General features: G+C 66.5%; 13 protein-coding genes. 10 read left to right on the top strand and 3 right to left on the bottom strand.

What is annotated here, in order from left to right; genetic code table 11:
• Window positions 1-165: 165 nt before the first annotated feature.
• Window positions 166-1,833 carry an energy-dependent translational throttle protein EttA gene (ettA, locus tag AC3WVS_RS22105; RefSeq protein ID WP_492320378.1) on the bottom strand — a complete coding sequence of 556 codons (1,668 nt, stop codon included), beginning with the start codon at window positions 1,831-1,833 and terminating at the stop codon, window positions 166-168.
• Window positions 1,834-1,971: 138 nt separating this feature from the next.
• Between ettA and AC3WVS_RS22110 the strand changes: the two genes are divergently transcribed.
• Both AC3WVS_RS22110 and AC3WVS_RS22115 read left to right on the top strand, forming a co-directional pair.
• Window positions 1,972-2,196 carry a hypothetical protein gene (locus AC3WVS_RS22110; protein ID WP_010812270.1) on the top strand — a complete coding sequence of 75 codons (225 nt, stop codon included), beginning with the start codon at window positions 1,972-1,974 and terminating at the stop codon, window positions 2,194-2,196.
• A gap of 49 nt (window positions 2,197-2,245) precedes the next feature.
• Window positions 2,246-2,770 carry a YgjP-like metallopeptidase domain-containing protein gene (locus AC3WVS_RS22115; RefSeq protein WP_492320447.1) on the top strand — a complete coding sequence of 175 codons (525 nt, stop codon included), beginning with the start codon at window positions 2,246-2,248 and terminating at the stop codon, window positions 2,768-2,770.
• Here the strand turns inward: AC3WVS_RS22115 and AC3WVS_RS22120 are convergent.
• Entirely contained in the window at window positions 2,752-3,651 is a 900-nt protein-coding gene (locus tag AC3WVS_RS22120) for an endo alpha-1,4 polygalactosaminidase (protein WP_492320379.1), read from the bottom strand. The genes AC3WVS_RS22115 and AC3WVS_RS22120 overlap by 19 nt on opposite strands.
• A 416-nt stretch (window positions 3,652-4,067) precedes the next feature.
• On the opposite strand from AC3WVS_RS22120, the gene AC3WVS_RS22125 reads away from it, so the two are divergent.
• The 4 genes from AC3WVS_RS22125 (at window position 4,068) to AC3WVS_RS22140 (ending at window position 9,110) form a co-directional block, all read left to right on the top strand.
• Entirely contained in the window at window positions 4,068-4,970 is a 903-nt protein-coding gene (locus AC3WVS_RS22125) for an amidohydrolase family protein (RefSeq protein WP_492320380.1), read from the top strand.
• A 47-nt stretch (window positions 4,971-5,017) separates the two neighbouring features.
• Window positions 5,018-5,932, top strand: a complete 915-nt coding sequence (locus AC3WVS_RS22130) for an amidohydrolase family protein (protein WP_153955447.1) — start codon at window positions 5,018-5,020, stop codon at window positions 5,930-5,932.
• Between the two features lie 116 nt (window positions 5,933-6,048).
• Window positions 6,049-7,491 (top strand): UbiD family decarboxylase, encoded by a 1,443-nt coding sequence (locus tag AC3WVS_RS22135; protein ID WP_492320381.1) that lies wholly within the window; start codon window positions 6,049-6,051, stop codon window positions 7,489-7,491.
• Window positions 7,492-7,718: 227 nt separating this feature from the next.
• On the top strand, window positions 7,719-9,110 hold the full coding sequence (locus tag AC3WVS_RS22140; RefSeq protein WP_492320382.1) for a nucleobase:cation symporter-2 family protein: 1,392 nt from the start codon (window positions 7,719-7,721) through the stop codon (window positions 9,108-9,110).
• A gap of 5 nt (window positions 9,111-9,115) precedes the next feature.
• Here AC3WVS_RS22140 and AC3WVS_RS22145 read toward each other — a convergent pair whose 3' ends face one another.
• Window positions 9,116-10,039 (bottom strand): LysR family transcriptional regulator, encoded by a 924-nt coding sequence (locus tag AC3WVS_RS22145; RefSeq protein WP_492320383.1) that lies wholly within the window; start codon window positions 10,037-10,039, stop codon window positions 9,116-9,118.
• Between the two features lie 192 nt (window positions 10,040-10,231).
• Between AC3WVS_RS22145 and AC3WVS_RS22150 the strand changes: the two genes are divergently transcribed.
• The 4 genes from AC3WVS_RS22150 to AC3WVS_RS22165 are packed head-to-tail and all read left to right on the top strand — an operon-like array spanning window position 10,232 to window position 14,479.
• Window positions 10,232-11,104, top strand: a complete 873-nt coding sequence (locus AC3WVS_RS22150) for an FAD binding domain-containing protein (protein WP_492320384.1) — start codon at window positions 10,232-10,234, stop codon at window positions 11,102-11,104.
• Complete coding sequence (locus AC3WVS_RS22155; RefSeq protein ID WP_492320385.1) at window positions 11,092-11,598, top strand: (2Fe-2S)-binding protein; 507 nt, start codon at window positions 11,092-11,094, stop codon at window positions 11,596-11,598. The genes AC3WVS_RS22150 and AC3WVS_RS22155 overlap by 13 nt, the downstream gene beginning before the upstream one ends.
• A complete protein-coding gene (locus AC3WVS_RS22160) occupies window positions 11,598-13,886 on the top strand; it encodes a xanthine dehydrogenase family protein molybdopterin-binding subunit (RefSeq protein WP_492320448.1) in 2,289 nt (762 codons plus the stop codon). Before AC3WVS_RS22155 ends, AC3WVS_RS22160 begins: the two co-directional genes overlap by 1 nt.
• Window positions 13,883-14,479, top strand: a complete 597-nt coding sequence (locus AC3WVS_RS22165; RefSeq protein WP_492320386.1) for a UbiX family flavin prenyltransferase — start codon at window positions 13,883-13,885, stop codon at window positions 14,477-14,479. The genes AC3WVS_RS22160 and AC3WVS_RS22165 overlap by 4 nt, the downstream gene beginning before the upstream one ends.
• Window positions 14,480-14,507 lie beyond the last annotated feature (28 nt).

The following is a 14,507-nucleotide window of genomic DNA, read 5'->3' on the forward strand; positions in this document are numbered from 1 at the left end:
GCAGCTTGAACTGCTCGGTGTACTTTGCCATGTAAAAACCCCAAAAAGTTGTCTCCAACTTCTGGGGGTCAGTTCAAAGCGGGAGAGGGAGCCAACCCGCTGCGTGTGAAGGTTGTCAGCAACGTGCAGGCGCGCAGGCCGGCACTCTATCGCAAACAGAGCCCATCACCGCACAATCGGCTTGTATCGAATCCGCTTGGGCTTGGCCCCTTCCTCACCCAGCCGCCGCTTCTTGTCCGCCTCGTACTCCTGGTAGTTCCCCGGGAAGAACTCCACATGCGAGTCGCCCTCGAACGCCAGGATGTGGGTAGCAATCCGGTCCAGGAACCAGCGATCGTGCGAGATCACCATCACGCAGCCCGCGAATTCCAGCAGCGCATCTTCCAGCGCCCGCAGCGTTTCCACGTCGAGGTCGTTGGACGGTTCGTCCAGCAGCAGCACGTTGCCGCCAGCGATCAGCGTCTTGGCCATGTGCAGGCGGCCGCGTTCGCCGCCCGACAGCGTGCCGACCTGCTTCTGCTGGTCGCCGCCCTTGAAGTTGAAGCGGCCGATATAGGCGCGCGACGGCGTTTCGTACCTGCCCACCGTCAGGATGTCGGAGCCGCCCGAGATCTCTTCGAACACGGTCTTGGTGCCATCGAGCGCATCGCGGCTCTGGTCGACGAACGCCATCTTCACGGTCGGCCCGATCCTGATCTCGCCGCTGTCGGGCTGTTCCTTGCCGGTCAGCATGCGGAAGAAGGTCGACTTGCCGGCGCCGTTCGGGCCGATGATGCCGACGATGGCGCCCGGCGGCACCTTGAAGCTGAGGTTGTCGATCAGCAGGCGGTCGCCGTAGCCCTTGCTCACGCCGTCGAACTCGATCACCTCGTTGCCCAGGCGCTCACCCACCGGGATGAAGATTTCCTGGGTTTCGTTGCGCTTCTGGTAGTCCTGGCTGTTCAGTTCGTCAAAGCGGGCCAGACGCGCCTTGGACTTGGCCTGGCGGCCCTTCGGGTTCTGGCGCACCCACTCCAGTTCCTTGTGCAGGGCCTTCTGGCGTGCCGATTCGCTGGCCTCTTCCTGCTTCAGGCGCGCTTCCTTCTGGTCCAGCCACGAGCTGTAGTTACCCTTCCAGGGGATGCCCTGGCCGCGGTCCAGTTCCAGGATCCACTCGGCGGCGTTGTCGAGGAAGTAGCGGTCGTGGGTCACGGCCACCACGGTGCCCGGGAAGCGCGTCAGGAACTGTTCCAGCCATTCCACCGATTCCGCATCCAGGTGGTTGGTCGGCTCGTCCAGCAGCAGCATGTCGGGGCGCGACAGCAGCAGGCGGCACAGCGCCACTCGGCGCTTTTCACCGCCGGACAGGTTGCCGATCGTTGCCTCCCACGGCGGCAGGCGCAGCGCGTCGGCGGCGATTTCCAGCTGCAGTTCGACATTGTTGCCGTCGCTGGCGGCCAGGATGGCTTCGTACTTGGCCTGGTCGGCGGCCAGCGCGTCAAAGTCGGCGTCCGGCTCGGCATAGGCCGCGTAGATCTCGTCGAGCTTCTTGCGCGCCTCGAACACGCCGCCCAGGGCCTCTTCCACCGACTCGCGCACGGTCTGCTCGGGATTGAGCTGCGGTTCCTGCGGCAGGTAGCCGATGTTCAGGTTGGGCATCGGCGTGGCTTCGCCCTCGATTTCCTTGTCGAGGCCGGCCATGATCTTGAGCAGCGTGGACTTGCCCGAGCCGTTCAGGCCCAGCACGCCGATCTTGGCGCCGGGAAAGAACGACAGCGAGATGTCCTTCAGGATGTGACGCTTGGGCGGGACGATCTTGCCCACGCGGTTCATGGTGAAAACGTACTGTGCCATGGGTGCGTGTTGGAGGGTTGTTCGGGAATGGCGGGAGTGTATCAGGCAGGCGCGGCGCGCTGAGGCGGTCCTGCTTGATTCCGCCCTGGCCGGTACAATGACAGGTTCGATTTTTCGCCGACTTCCCAAGCCATCGCCATGAGCAAACCCGCCCTGACCCTGAAGTTCAAGTGCAAGAAGTGCACCAAACCCGTCACGCTGTACCTGCAAAAGACGTCGGCCTGCTCGCACATCACCCCATACCAGGGCTTCTGCAAGTGCGGCGAGATGATGCGCCACGCCACCGGCGACAAGGATGCGGTCGAGTCCTTCGTCAACTCGCTGGACAACAGCTGGATGCACCACCATCACCACCACCACTGAGCAGGCCACTGCCGTGACTGAAACCTGGCGCCCCGCCGGCAAGGACCCGATGCGCTTTCTGGGCGGCTACCCGCCCGGCGTGCTGGACCAGGTGCGCGAGCTGATCGCCGCCGGCCGGCTCGGGGACCATATCGCCCGGCGCTACCCCGGGCGCCACACCGTGCAGACCGACCGCGCGCTGTACGAATACACCACGGACATCAAGCAGGAATACCTGCGCAGCGCGCCGCCGCTGCACAAGGTCGGCTTCGATGCGCGCCTCGATTCGGCCCAGCGTGCGCTGGGCCTGCACACTGCGATCTCGCGCGTGCAGGGCGGCAAGCTCAAGGCCAAGAAGGAAATCCGCGTGGCGTCGCTGTTCAAGGAAGCGCCGCCGGAATTCCTGCGCATGATCGTCGTGCACGAACTCGCCCACCTGAAAGAGAGCGATCACGACAAGGCCTTCTACCGGCTCTGTGAACACATGGAGCCGCGCTACCACCAGCTGGAATTCGATACCCGGCTCTACCTGGCCTGGCGGGAGCTGGAACGCGCTGCCCCCGCCGGCGCAGGCACTCAGGCGTCGCAGGCGTAGCGGAACGAGCCGTTCAGCGTCTTGGGCAGCACCAGCGTGCGCAGGTTGGCGGCCTGCGCCTTGGCGCACAGCCCGGCGCGCGTGGCCGCGTCCCTGTACTTGGTGGCGTACTCGATCTGGAACACCGGCTTGCCCTGCCCAGTGAACGCCGTATAGGCGCCGCACTCCCGGTACTGGAAGCACTGCTCGTTGATGGCGAAATCGAAGCTCGCCGCCAGGTCGGCCACCTGCTCCACATCGTTCTTCAGCCCCACCGCCAGCCCGCGCGCATGCGCCTCGGCCGCCAGGAAGCGGTTGTAGTCGAGCTGGGTCTCGGCCGTCAGCGGCAGGCCGGTGCTGTTGGTATAGCCATCGACATTGTCCGGATCGACCGCGTCGCAGCCCTTGCTGACCGCCAGGTCCATGCGCGCCTGCATGATGCGGCGCACGTTGGCCGAGCGCGTGTCCAGCCAGCGCTCGCCCGCCCAGCCTGACAGCGGCGCGCCCATGTCGGCGGCGGCAAACTGGTTGTAGTCGGGGCGCCAGTCCTCGGAGCTGCCCGCGGAGAAATAGCAGATCACGCGCCGGCCCTGGGCCTTGAGCGCGGCGATGGTGGCCTGCGGCGTATCGAACAGGTCGAAGTCGTAGGCGGTCACCGCATAGCTGGTGTTGAGCTTGCCGGTCAGCTGGATCTGCCAGGTGTCGGTGAGCGCCGGTGCCCAGCGCGTGGTGGCGCTGGTGGTGGTTGCCGTTACCCCGTATTTCGTTGTCGTGGCCGCCGTGGTCGTCGCAGTCGGCGACACCATTTCCGTCTGGCCCCCATCCCCGCCGCAGCCGCCCAGCGCCATTGACAGCGCAACAGACAGCATGGCCCCCGCCATCACCGCAAAGTTGCCGTGCATGTTTTCACCCCTTCCCCGTGATAAACCCCGTTCAAAGCAATCGGCCCGAGTTCTCCCTGCCCCGCGCCGGCGGGCCTGCCACCACGGTTCTTGCAATGTAGCGGATTCGTACCATGGTTGGAATGCACGTGCACCCGCTGTTCGTGCGGCGCAACACATGATGCGCTTGACGCAACGCTCGGGCGCTATGTATAAAGAGCGCGTGGGTAGAAGCGGTCGATTGGACAGCAGCGGTGCAATGCCGCGAGGTTCAACTGGAGATTGCTCACTGACGGAGTGTTTCGTCGGTGGCGCAGTGGTCCAACAGCTCCCCTGACAAAGACTCCCGATAGCAGCATGCAAGGCCGGCCCCGCGGCGTTGTTCGCGCACGCCCGCCGCATGCGTGTCCAACCTAGTCATTGTTAGGGGATCTCCCATGATCATCGACACCAGCTGTTATCCGACCAACCTGGTGGACCTGGCCTGGCGCCACGACGGCGACCCGTTCACCGGCGAGCGCCTGATCCAGATGATGGACGGCCCGTTCACCATCAACGGCAAGCCGCGCCGCATCGATAAAGCCTTTATCCAGCCCCCGCAGGGCAACACCATCTACACCTACACCGACGGCGTGAAGTCAGGCAGCGAGTCTATCGACGCGTACATGGCCTACACCGCGGAGATGGTGAATAAGTACCCGGAACGCTTTATCGGCTGCTTCGTCTACAACCCGCGCTGCGGCGTCGAGAACGGCGTCAATGCCATGGAGCACTACGTCAGGAAGCTGGGCTTCAAGATGGTCCAGTTCCAGGCCAACATGCATGCCTACCGCCCGGACCGTGCCCTCGACTGGCTGCGCCCGGCGCTGCAGAAGTGCGCCGAGCTGGGCGTGCTGGTCAAGCTGCATACCGGCGACGGCCCCTACAGCATCCCGACCGAATGGGTGCCGATGATGAAGGAGTTCCCGACGGTGAACTTCATCATGGCCCACTTCGGCGTGCAGACCGGCGGCGTGTATTGCTTCGAGCCGTTCCAGATGGCCATGGACATGCCCAACGTGTACTGCGAATCGGGCTGGTGCCTGCAGTCGCGCATCGTCGAGTTCGCCAAGGTGCTGCCCAAGCACAAGATCCTGTTCGGGTCCGACACCCCGCCCAACGAGCCCGGCATGTGGCTGCGCCTGCTGGAAGTGCTGTGCTTCGAGCCGCCCCAGGGCCTGAACCTGGATGAAGACACGCTGGAGGACTACCTCGGCAACAACGTCGCCCGGATGATCGGCCTGGAACCGACGCCGGTCCCGCGCACGCTCGAAGAAGCGAAAGCACGCCTGGCCGCGTAAGCGCACACAAGCCCGCGCCACCGACAACGGACTCCGGAGCACACAACATGATTATCGATACCCATCTGCACCCGACCAATCTCGTCGACGAGGCCTGGCGCCACACCGGCGAGCCCTTCAACGGCGAGCGCATGCTCAAGATGATGGACGGCCCCTACATGATCAACGGCAAGCCGCGCCGCATCGACATGGGCTTTATCCAGCCGCCGCCGGGCAACACCGGCTACCGCGACGGCAATCGCCGCGGGCGCGAAGGCATCCGCGACTACATGGCCTATATCGCGGAGCTCTGCCAGAAGTACCCCGACCGCTTTATCGGCAACTTCACCTTCAACCCGCGCTGGGGCCCGGAAGAAGGCGCGCAGGAGCTGGAATTCCACGTCAAGGAATACGGCTTCAAGATGCTCAAGCTGCATGCCAACATGCATGGCTACCGCCCCGATCGCGCGCTGGACTGGCTGCGCCCGGCGATGAAGGTCTGCGCCAAGTACAACGTGGTGGTGCTGATCCACACCGGCGACGGGCCGTACACGATCCCGACGATGTTCTACCCGATCATCCGCGAGTTCCCGATGGTCAATTTCATCATCGGCCACTTCGGCATCCAGACCGGCGGCAACTACTCGTTCGAGGCCTTCTGGATGGCGATGGACACGCCCAACGTGTATTGCGAATCGGGCTGGTGCTTCCAGTCGCGCATCGTCGAGTTCGCGCGCCAGCTGCCGCGCGACAAGATCGTGTTCGGCACCGACACCCCGCCCAACGAGCCCGGCATGTGGCTGCGCGAGCTGGAGATGCTGTGCGGCCCCGCGCCGCAGGGCATGGACCTGGACGAGGACGGGCTGGAGGACTACATGGGCAACAACATCGCCCGGCTGGTCGGCATCGAGACCACGGCGCCGCCCAAGACGCAGCAAGAGGCATTGGCGCGGCTGAAGGATACGTACGCCAGCACGCGCTGACACGTAGTCGCTAGCCGATAGCTGTTCGGCAGGCAGGCACGGCACGGCGGCCGGGACCATTCCCGGCCGCCGGGGCAGCCTTCGCCCTGGCCAACCCTGACCACAGGAGCCGATCCATGAACTCACCCTCAGCGCCCTTCGCCTCAGCGGCATCGGCGCGCAAGCCGTTTCACGACACCTCGCAGGACTTCCACCAGTTCCTGGCCGCCTACCGCGAGGCCTTTCCCGAAGACGTGCTGCATATCCGCGAGCCGGTCGGCGCCGACCAGGACCCGACCGCACTGGTGTGGGCGCTGGCCGCGCAGGGCCGCCATCCGGCCTTGCTGTTCGACCACGTCGAAGGGCTGGGCACGTCGCTGGCGACCAACCTCTTTGCCTCGCGCGAGCGCGTGGGGCGCATGCTGGGCGGCGTGGCGCCCGCCGGCATCCATGCCGAATACCAGGCCCGCAGCCGCCGCATGGTGGCGCCGCGCGTGCTGGACAGCGGCGCCGTCACCGGCCATGTCGAGACTGAACACATCGACCTGCGCACGATCCCGGCGATCAAGCACTTCGCCAGCGACCGCGGCCCCTACATCACCAACGCGATCCTGATCGCGGAAGATCCCGACACCGGTATCGGCAACGCCAGCTACCACCGCTCGATGCTGCACTCGCCCACCGAGATCGCCACCAGCCTCCATTCGCGCGGGCACCTGTGGCGCATGCAGCAGCGCGCCACCGAACTGGGCCGGCCCCTGCCGGTGGCCATGGTGATCGGCGCGCATCCGCTGTTCATGCTGGCCGGCGCCACGCGGCTGCCCTACGGCGTGGACGAGCGCCACGTTGCCGGCGGCCTGTTCGGCGCGCCGCTGGAAGCGGTACGCACACCGCGCCACGGCATCCTGGTGCCAGCGCATGCGGAGATCGTGCTTGAAGGCGTGATCGATCCCGAAGCGCGCGTCGACGAAGGCCCCTTCGGTGAATTCACCGGCTATTCGTCGGACCGTTCAACCAACAACCTGTTGCGCGTGGAAAGCGTGATGCGCCGCACCGATGCATGGCTGGTCGACGTGGTCGGCGGCAACTCGGCCGAACACCTGAACCTGGGCCGCATCCCGCGTGAATCGGAGATGGTCGAAAAGCTCAGGGAGCGCTTTCCCGGCGTCACCGCCGTGCACTACCCCAGCTCCGGTACGCACTTCCACGCCTACGTGGCGTTGCGCCAGAGCCGCCCAGGCGAGGCGCGCCAGGTGATGCTGGGCCTGCTCGGCTGGGATCCGTACCTGAAGACGGTGGTCGCGGTGGATGAGGACGTCGACATCACCCGCGATGAAGAAGTGCTGTGGGCGATGGCCACACACCTGCAACCGCACCTGGACGTGGTGGTGGTCGACGGCCTGCCTGGCAGCGCACTCGACCCCTCGGCCTCGGGTGTGGGCACCACGTCACGCATGGGGCTGGACGCCACGCGCGGACCTGCCTTCGACGGTATCCGCGCGCGCATCGACCCTGCCGCGATGGCGCGCGCGGCAGCACTGCTGAAGCGGCTGGAACGCGCGGGCTCCCACATGCCGTAAGGGATAACCCGCTGAAACTGGCGGATTCATCGTTTCACCCGATCGATAAATCCGCCCCAAACGTTGTACCTTCCCGCCGCCGCTGTCATGCTGACTTATAAGACAGGACAGGCGCGGGCTTCGCACGAGAGGATGGCAACTGACCATCCCGAAGAGGAAACGCCGGCGACCTTGGCGACACGTTAGCGCAATGCGCAACCGGCGTGATACCGACCAAAGGAGACAGCATGAACCCCACCCTGCCTACGCAAGGGAATGCCCCCGTGCATCCCGTCGACGAGGTCCTGCCCCCGCCCCGCCTGCTGGCCCTTGGCCTGCAGCACGTGCTGGTGATGTATGCCGGCGCCATTGCCGTGCCGATGATCATCGGCGGCGCCCTCAAGCTGCCCAAGGACCAGGTGGCCTTCCTGATCGCCGCGGACCTGTTCTGCTGCGGCCTGGTGACGATGATCCAGAGCATCGGCATCTGGAAGGTCGGCATCCGCCTGCCGGTGATGATGGGCGTCACCTTCACCGCCATCGCGCCGATCATCGCCACCGGCTCCAATCCGTCGCTGGGCCTGCCGGCCGTGTTCGGCGCGGTGATGGTGGCGGGCATCTTCACCTACATTGCCGCGCCCTATGTCGGCAAGATGGTGCGCTGGTTCCCGCCGGTAGTGACCGGCACGGTGGTGCTGGTGATCGGCGTCTCGCTGATGCGCGTCGGCATCAACTGGGCGGCGGGCGGCAACCCGACCATCAACACGGCGGCCGGCCCCGTGCCCAATCCCAACTTCGGCCTGCCGGTGAACATCGCCATCGCCACCGCGGTGCTGTGCACGGTGCTGGCGCTGGTGGCCTTTGCCAGGGGTTTCCTGTGCAACGTGGCGGTGCTGATCGGCATCGCGGTGGGCTTCGTGATCGCGCTGTCGCTGGGCAAGGTCAACTTCGACGGCCTGCACAACGCGCACTGGGTGGAGTTCATCACGCCCTTCCACTTCGGCTGGCCCACCTTCGATGCCATGACCGCGGTCACGCTGTGCGTGGTGATGATCGTGATCATGATCGAGGGCGTGGGCCAGTTCCTGGCGCTGGGCGAAATCGTGGGCCGCCCGGTGGGCAGCGACGACCTCGCGCGCGGCCTGCGTGCCGACGGCGTGGGCGCGCTGGTGGGAGCGGTGTTCAACACCTTCACCTACACCTCGTACGCGCAGAACGTGGGGCTGGTGCAGGTCACCGGCGTGCGCAGCCGCTGGGTCTGCGCCACCGCCGGCGGCATTCTGATCGTGCTGGGCTGCCTGCCCAAGCTCGCCTTCTTTGCCGCCTCGATCCCGCAATATGTGCTGGGCGGCGCGGCGCTGGTGATGTTCGGCATGGTGGCTGCCACGGGCGTGCGCATCCTCGGCCATGTGGACTTTGTCGAGAACAAGAAGAACGCCTATATCGTCGCCGTCAGCGTGGCGCTGGGCATGATCCCGCTGGTGTCGGACAAGTTCTTCGCGCAGATGCCGGAGCTGCTGGCCAAGTTCTGCCAGAACGGCATCCTGCTCGGCACGCTGACCGCGGTGCTGCTGAACCTGCTGTTCAACGCCCGCTCGCCGGTCCCCCAGGCCCACGGGCTGGCGAAGGAACCGGCATGAAGTAGTCAGCCTGCGTCGGCCAGCTTGGCGCGATAGCGCATCAGCAGATCGCGGAAAGCCTGGGCCGGCGGTGACAGCGACCGGTCCGCGTGCACCAGCAGCGAGATCTCGCGGTGGATCACCGGATCGGTCGGCATCACCGTGGCCAGCCCCAGCGCGGAAGTCAGCCGCGTGACCGCCGCGCTCATCACCGCGATGCCCAGCCCGGCATCCACCATGCCCACCATGGTCAGCGGCAGGAACACCTCGTGCACCCGCTGCAGCGAAATGCCGCGCGCGGCCAGCGCGGTATCCAGGCAGTCGCGGATCGGGTTGCCCTTGTGCGGCCCGATCACGGGCAGGCCCGCCACGTCTTCCCAGCGCAGCGTCTTGCGCCGGCGCAACGGATGATGCGCCGGCATCACGATCACGAAGGGATCGGACATCAGCCGCTGCGCGCTCAGGTCGGGCTGGCCCTCTGGGATGGTGCCGATGCCGAAATCCACCTCGCCCGAGCTGACCATCTTGGTCACCTCATGCTCGGACACGTCGTGCAGTTCCACCTTCACGCCGGGATGGCTCACGCAGAACTCGCGGATCACGCGCGGCAGCATCAGCGCCGCCTGGATCGACGACGCCGAGATCGACACGCGCCCGCGACCCAGCGTGCGCAGCTCGCTGGAGTTCTCGATCACGCTGTCGATATCGGCCACCGCCTTCTTCACCAGCGGCAACAGCTCCGCGCCCGCCTGTGTGATGTGCAGCTGGCGCGTGTGGCGGTCAAACAGCTTCAGGCCGAGGTTGCCTTCCAGCTCGTGGATCAGCGTGCTGACCGACGACTGCGACAGGTCCAGCTTCTCGGCCGCGCGGGTGAAGTGGCGCTCCTGCGCCACGGCGATGAACGCGCGCAGCTGGCGCAGCGACACGTTCATGTTGCTGATGTTGGGCACGTTGTCTACCTCCGGGATGTCGGGGTGCGCGCTTGTTTTGCCAGGTTGGCCGGCGCGTCTGATTCAGAGGGTAACACGATCAATTAATCCGTTTCCGGGCCTTTACCGATGAAGCCCATCCGCCCATGATGACTTCAACGGTGCGCGCCCCACACGACAGGCAGACGCCGATGGCACAGACCAGGAGGAGCAATGAGAGCGTTTGAATATTTCGAACCGGCAACGCTGGCGGAAGCCTCGGCCATGCTGCACCGGTGCGGCGGCAAGGCCAGCGTGCTGGCCGGCGGCACGGACCTGCTGGTCCAGATCAAGGAGTCCGTGCGCAAGCCCGAGCAGGTGATCAACATCAAGAAGATCCCGGGCATGGACGTGCTGACGTTCGACCCCGTCAACGGCCTGCGCATCGGCGCGCTGGTGACCACGCGCGCGGTGGAGACCTCGGGCTTCGTGCAGCGCCACTACGCCAGCCTGGCGAAAGCCGTGACGGACTTCGCCTCGATCCAGGTGCGCCATCGCGCCACCGTGGTGGGCAACGTCTGCCGCGCGTCACCGTCGGCCGATTCGATCGCGCCGCTGGTGGCGGACGGTGCTTCGGTGCACCTGTATGGCCTGTCCGGCTCGCGCGAGCTGCGCGTCGAGGACTTCGTCACCGGCGTCGGCAAGACCGCCATCGCGCCGGACGAGATCGTCACCCGCATCACCGTGCCGGCGCCGCGCGCCCACACCGGCAAGGTCTACCTCAAGCATGGCCGCCGCGTGCAGATGGAACTGGCCACCGTCGGCGTGGCGGTATCGCTGACAGTCGAGAACGGCCACTGCGCCGAGGTCGGCATTGTGCTGGCAGCGGTCGGCCCGACCCCGGTACGCGCCGTGCGTGCCGAGCAGGTGCTGCGCGGCCAGCGCGTGACGGACGCCCTGATCCTGCAGGCCGCGCACGCCGCCATGGGCGAAGCCCGCCCCATCAGCGACGTGCGCGCCAGCGAAGCCTACCGGCGGCAGATGGTCGGCGTGCTGACCCGCCGCGCCCTGGAACAAGCCCTGGAGGCCGCAACATGCGAAAAATGATCGAACTCGTCATCAACGGCGAGCCGCGCGAACTGGCGGTGGAGCCGCACGGCACGCTGCTCGACGCCCTGCGCAACGACGCCTGCCTGACCGGCACCAAGAAGGGCTGCGACGTGGGCGAATGCGGTTCATGCACCGTCATCATCGACGGCCAGCCGATGAATTCCTGCCTGGTGCTGGCGCCCGAAGCGCACGGCTGCCACATCACCACCATCGAAGGCGTGCAGCCCGCGCCCGACACCGTGCACCCGATCCAGGAGCAGTTCATGCAGTGCGGCGCCGCGCAGTGCGGCTTCTGCACGCCGGGCTTCGTGGTGATGGCCAAGGCGCTGCTGGACGAGAACCCGCGTCCCACGCGCGACGAAATCCGCTTTGCCATTGCTGGCAATATCTGCCGCTGCACCGGCTACACCAAGATCATCGAGGCCATCGAGAGGACCGCCGAGGCCATGGAATTCGCGGGCTGCAAGGCCCGCGCCAGCGAGGAGGCATGATGACCCACGCCGTGATCGGACACAGCGTCAAGCGCACCGACCTGCTCGACAAGGTCACCGGCAACGCCAGATACGTTGCCGACATGCCCTTCCCCGGCCTGCTGTTCGGCAAGATGAAGCGCTGCAACCTCGCGCACGCGAAAATCCGCCGCATCGACACCTCGCGTGCGCTGGCATTGCCAGGCGTCAAGGCCGTGCTGACCCATGAGAACGTGCCGCGCGTGCTGCACGCCGGCTCGCCCCACCCGCGCTCCGCCTCGGTGACCTGCGATCAGTACATCCTGGACGACAAGGTGCGCTACTGGGGCGAAGGCGTGGCCGCGGTGGCCGCCATCAGCGAAGAGATCGCGGAGCGCGCGGTCGAGCTGATCGAAGTCGAATACGAAACGCTGCCCGCCGTCTTCACCACCGAGGACGCCGAGCGCTCCGACGCCCCGCGCATCCACGACCGCGAACCCGGCGGCAACCTGGTGCTGCCGCCGGTGATCATCAAACGCGGCGACGTGGAAGCGGGCTTTGCCGAGGCGGACTTCATCCTCGAAGGCATCTACGAAGGCGGCCGTCCCACCCCCGCCTACATGGAGCCCAACGTCTGCACCACCAGCTGGGACGGCAACGGCAACCTGACGGTGTGGATCTCCACCCAGACCGCCTTCATGGTGCGCGGCATCATGGCCGAGGTGCTGGGCCTGCCGCTGCACAAGGTGCGCGTGCTGGTCGACCACATGGGCGGCGGCTTCGGCGCCAAGCAGGACCTGTTCCAGCAGGAGTTCCTGTGCGCGCTGCTGGCGCGCGAGACGCGCCGCCCGGTGCGCATGGAATACACGCGCGAGGAAACCTTCCTCGGCGGCCGCACGCGCCATCCGGCGAAGATCTGGCTCAAGCAAGGCTTCCGCAACGACGGCACCATCACCGCGCGCCAGGCCAAGGTGGTGTTCAACTCCGGCGCCTATGGCTCGCACGGCCCGGGCGTGACCAATGTCGGCACTGCCGCCATGGTCTCGCTGTACCGCTGCGACAACGTGCTGCTCGAAGGCCGCTGCGTCTACACCAACAGCCCCATCGCCGGCGCCTTCCGCGGCTATGGCGTGGTGCAGACCTATTACGCGCTCGACGTGCAGATGGACGAGGCCGCCGAGCACCTGGGCCTGGACCCCGCCGGGCTGAAGCTGAAGAACGCCGTGCGCGAAGGCGACATTGCGCCGTCCAACCATCCGCTGATCGGGCACGGCCTGGAGGCCTGCATCGAGAAGGGCATGGAACTGGTCGACTGGCCCGCGCTGCGCCGCCGCCCGCGCGACACCAGCGGCCCGATCCGCACCGGCTGGGGCCTGGGCTGCGAGATGCACGGCAGCAGCGCCTATCCCGGCATCAAGGAACAGGGCAACGCCATCATCAAGATGAATGAGGATGGCACCGTGGTGCTGCTGACCGGCGCGGCCGGGCTGGGTACCGGTGCGCATACCGCCCTCGCCCAGATCGTGGCAGAAGAACTGACCCTGCCGTTCGAAGCGGTGGCGGTCGTGCACGGCGATACCGACGTGGTGCCCTGGGACATCGGCGCCTTTGCCAGCCACACCACCTATATGGTCGGCAAGGCCGCGCAGATGGCGGCGGGCGAGATCAAGCGCCAGCTGTTCGATCGCGCGGCCAAGCTGATCGAATGCGAGCCCGAGGCCCTGACACTGACCGCCGGCGTGATCGCCGTGCGCGACCGCGACGGCCCGACCCTGACCGTGCGCGAGGCCGTGATGCCGCGCAAGGGCATCCCCGCCGCGCAGCTGGTGGGCACCGCCACCTATCACCCGACCAAGTCGTATTCATTCGCCGCGCATTTCGTCGAGGTGGCGGTCGATACCGAAACCGGCTTCATCACCGTGCAGCAGGTGGTGCCGGTTCATGACGTCGGCAAGGTGATCCACCCGGTGGCGGCCGCGGGGCAGATCGAAGGCGGCATCCAGCAAGGCATCGGCCATACGCTGTATGAGGACTACCAGATCGACATGCGCACCGGGCGCTCGCTCAACGCCAACTTCGTCGACTACAAGATGCCGCTGGCGATGGACATGCCGCCCATCCACACGGTGATCCTGGAGGCGGCGCCCGACCCCGGCGGCCCGTTCGGAGCCAAGGGCGTGGGCGAGGACCCGATCGTCGCGATCGGACCGGCGATTGCCAATGCAGTGTTCGATGCCATCGGCGTGCGCTTCCGGCACTACCCGATCAAGCCGGAGCAAGTGCTGCAGGCACTGGCGGAGAAGGCAGCGAAGGAAGGCGCCACCCCATGACCCGCAAGCAACGCCTGGTGGTGGCCATCACCGGCGCCAGCGGCGCGGTGTACGGCGTGCGCGTGCTGCAGGCACTGTCGGCGCTGGACGGCTGGGAGACCCACCTGGTCTGCTCGCCGTCCGGCCTGCTGACCGCGCACCATGAGCTGGGCCTGCAGCGCCCCCAGATCGAAGCCATGGCCGACGTGGTGCACAACGTGCGCGATATCGGCGCCACCATCGCCAGCGGCTCGTTCCGCTGCGACGGCATGGTGGTGGCGCCGTGCTCCATGCGCACGCTGGCCGCCATCGCCACCGGGCTTGCCGACAACCTCGTCACCCGCGCCGCCGACGTGATGCTCAAGGAGCGCCGCCGGCTGGTGCTGCTGGCGCGCGAGACGCCCTTCCACCTGGCGCACCTGCGCAACATGACCACGGTGACCGAGATGGGCGCCATCGTGCTGCCGCCGGTGCCGGCCTTCTACACACATCCGCAGTCAGTGGACGACATCGTCAACCACACCGTGGGGCGCGTGCTGGACCTGTTCGACGTGCCGCACGACGGGCTGGTGGAACGCTGGCAAGGCTTGCGCCCCAACGTGGCCACCGCCTGAAGAGAACACGAGAACTTTCGCCCCGCGA

This window comes from Cupriavidus sp. CPT47-8839-RL05A (assembly GCF_058792255.1).

Bases quoted from the DNA above. Each gene is read 5' to 3' on its own strand.
- ettA (WP_492320378.1), bottom strand. From the start codon at position 1,833: ATGGCACAGTACGTTTTCACCATGAACCGCGTGGGCAAGATCGTCCCG.
- AC3WVS_RS22110 (WP_010812270.1), top strand. From the start codon at position 1,972: ATGAGCAAACCCGCCCTGACCCTGAAGTTCAAGTGCAAGAAGTGCACC.
- AC3WVS_RS22115 (WP_492320447.1), top strand. From the start codon at position 2,246: ATGCGCTTTCTGGGCGGCTACCCGCCCGGCGTGCTGGACCAGGTGCGC.
- AC3WVS_RS22120 (WP_492320379.1), bottom strand. From the start codon at position 3,651: ATGCACGGCAACTTTGCGGTGATGGCGGGGGCCATGCTGTCTGTTGCG.
- AC3WVS_RS22125 (WP_492320380.1), top strand. From the start codon at position 4,068: ATGATCATCGACACCAGCTGTTATCCGACCAACCTGGTGGACCTGGCC.
- AC3WVS_RS22130 (WP_153955447.1), top strand. From the start codon at position 5,018: ATGATTATCGATACCCATCTGCACCCGACCAATCTCGTCGACGAGGCC.
- AC3WVS_RS22135 (WP_492320381.1), top strand. From the start codon at position 6,049: ATGAACTCACCCTCAGCGCCCTTCGCCTCAGCGGCATCGGCGCGCAAG.
- AC3WVS_RS22140 (WP_492320382.1), top strand. From the start codon at position 7,719: ATGAACCCCACCCTGCCTACGCAAGGGAATGCCCCCGTGCATCCCGTC.
- AC3WVS_RS22150 (WP_492320384.1), top strand. From the start codon at position 10,232: ATGAGAGCGTTTGAATATTTCGAACCGGCAACGCTGGCGGAAGCCTCG.
- AC3WVS_RS22155 (WP_492320385.1), top strand. From the start codon at position 11,092: ATGCGAAAAATGATCGAACTCGTCATCAACGGCGAGCCGCGCGAACTG.
- AC3WVS_RS22160 (WP_492320448.1), top strand. From the start codon at position 11,598: ATGACCCACGCCGTGATCGGACACAGCGTCAAGCGCACCGACCTGCTC.
- AC3WVS_RS22165 (WP_492320386.1), top strand. From the start codon at position 13,883: ATGACCCGCAAGCAACGCCTGGTGGTGGCCATCACCGGCGCCAGCGGC.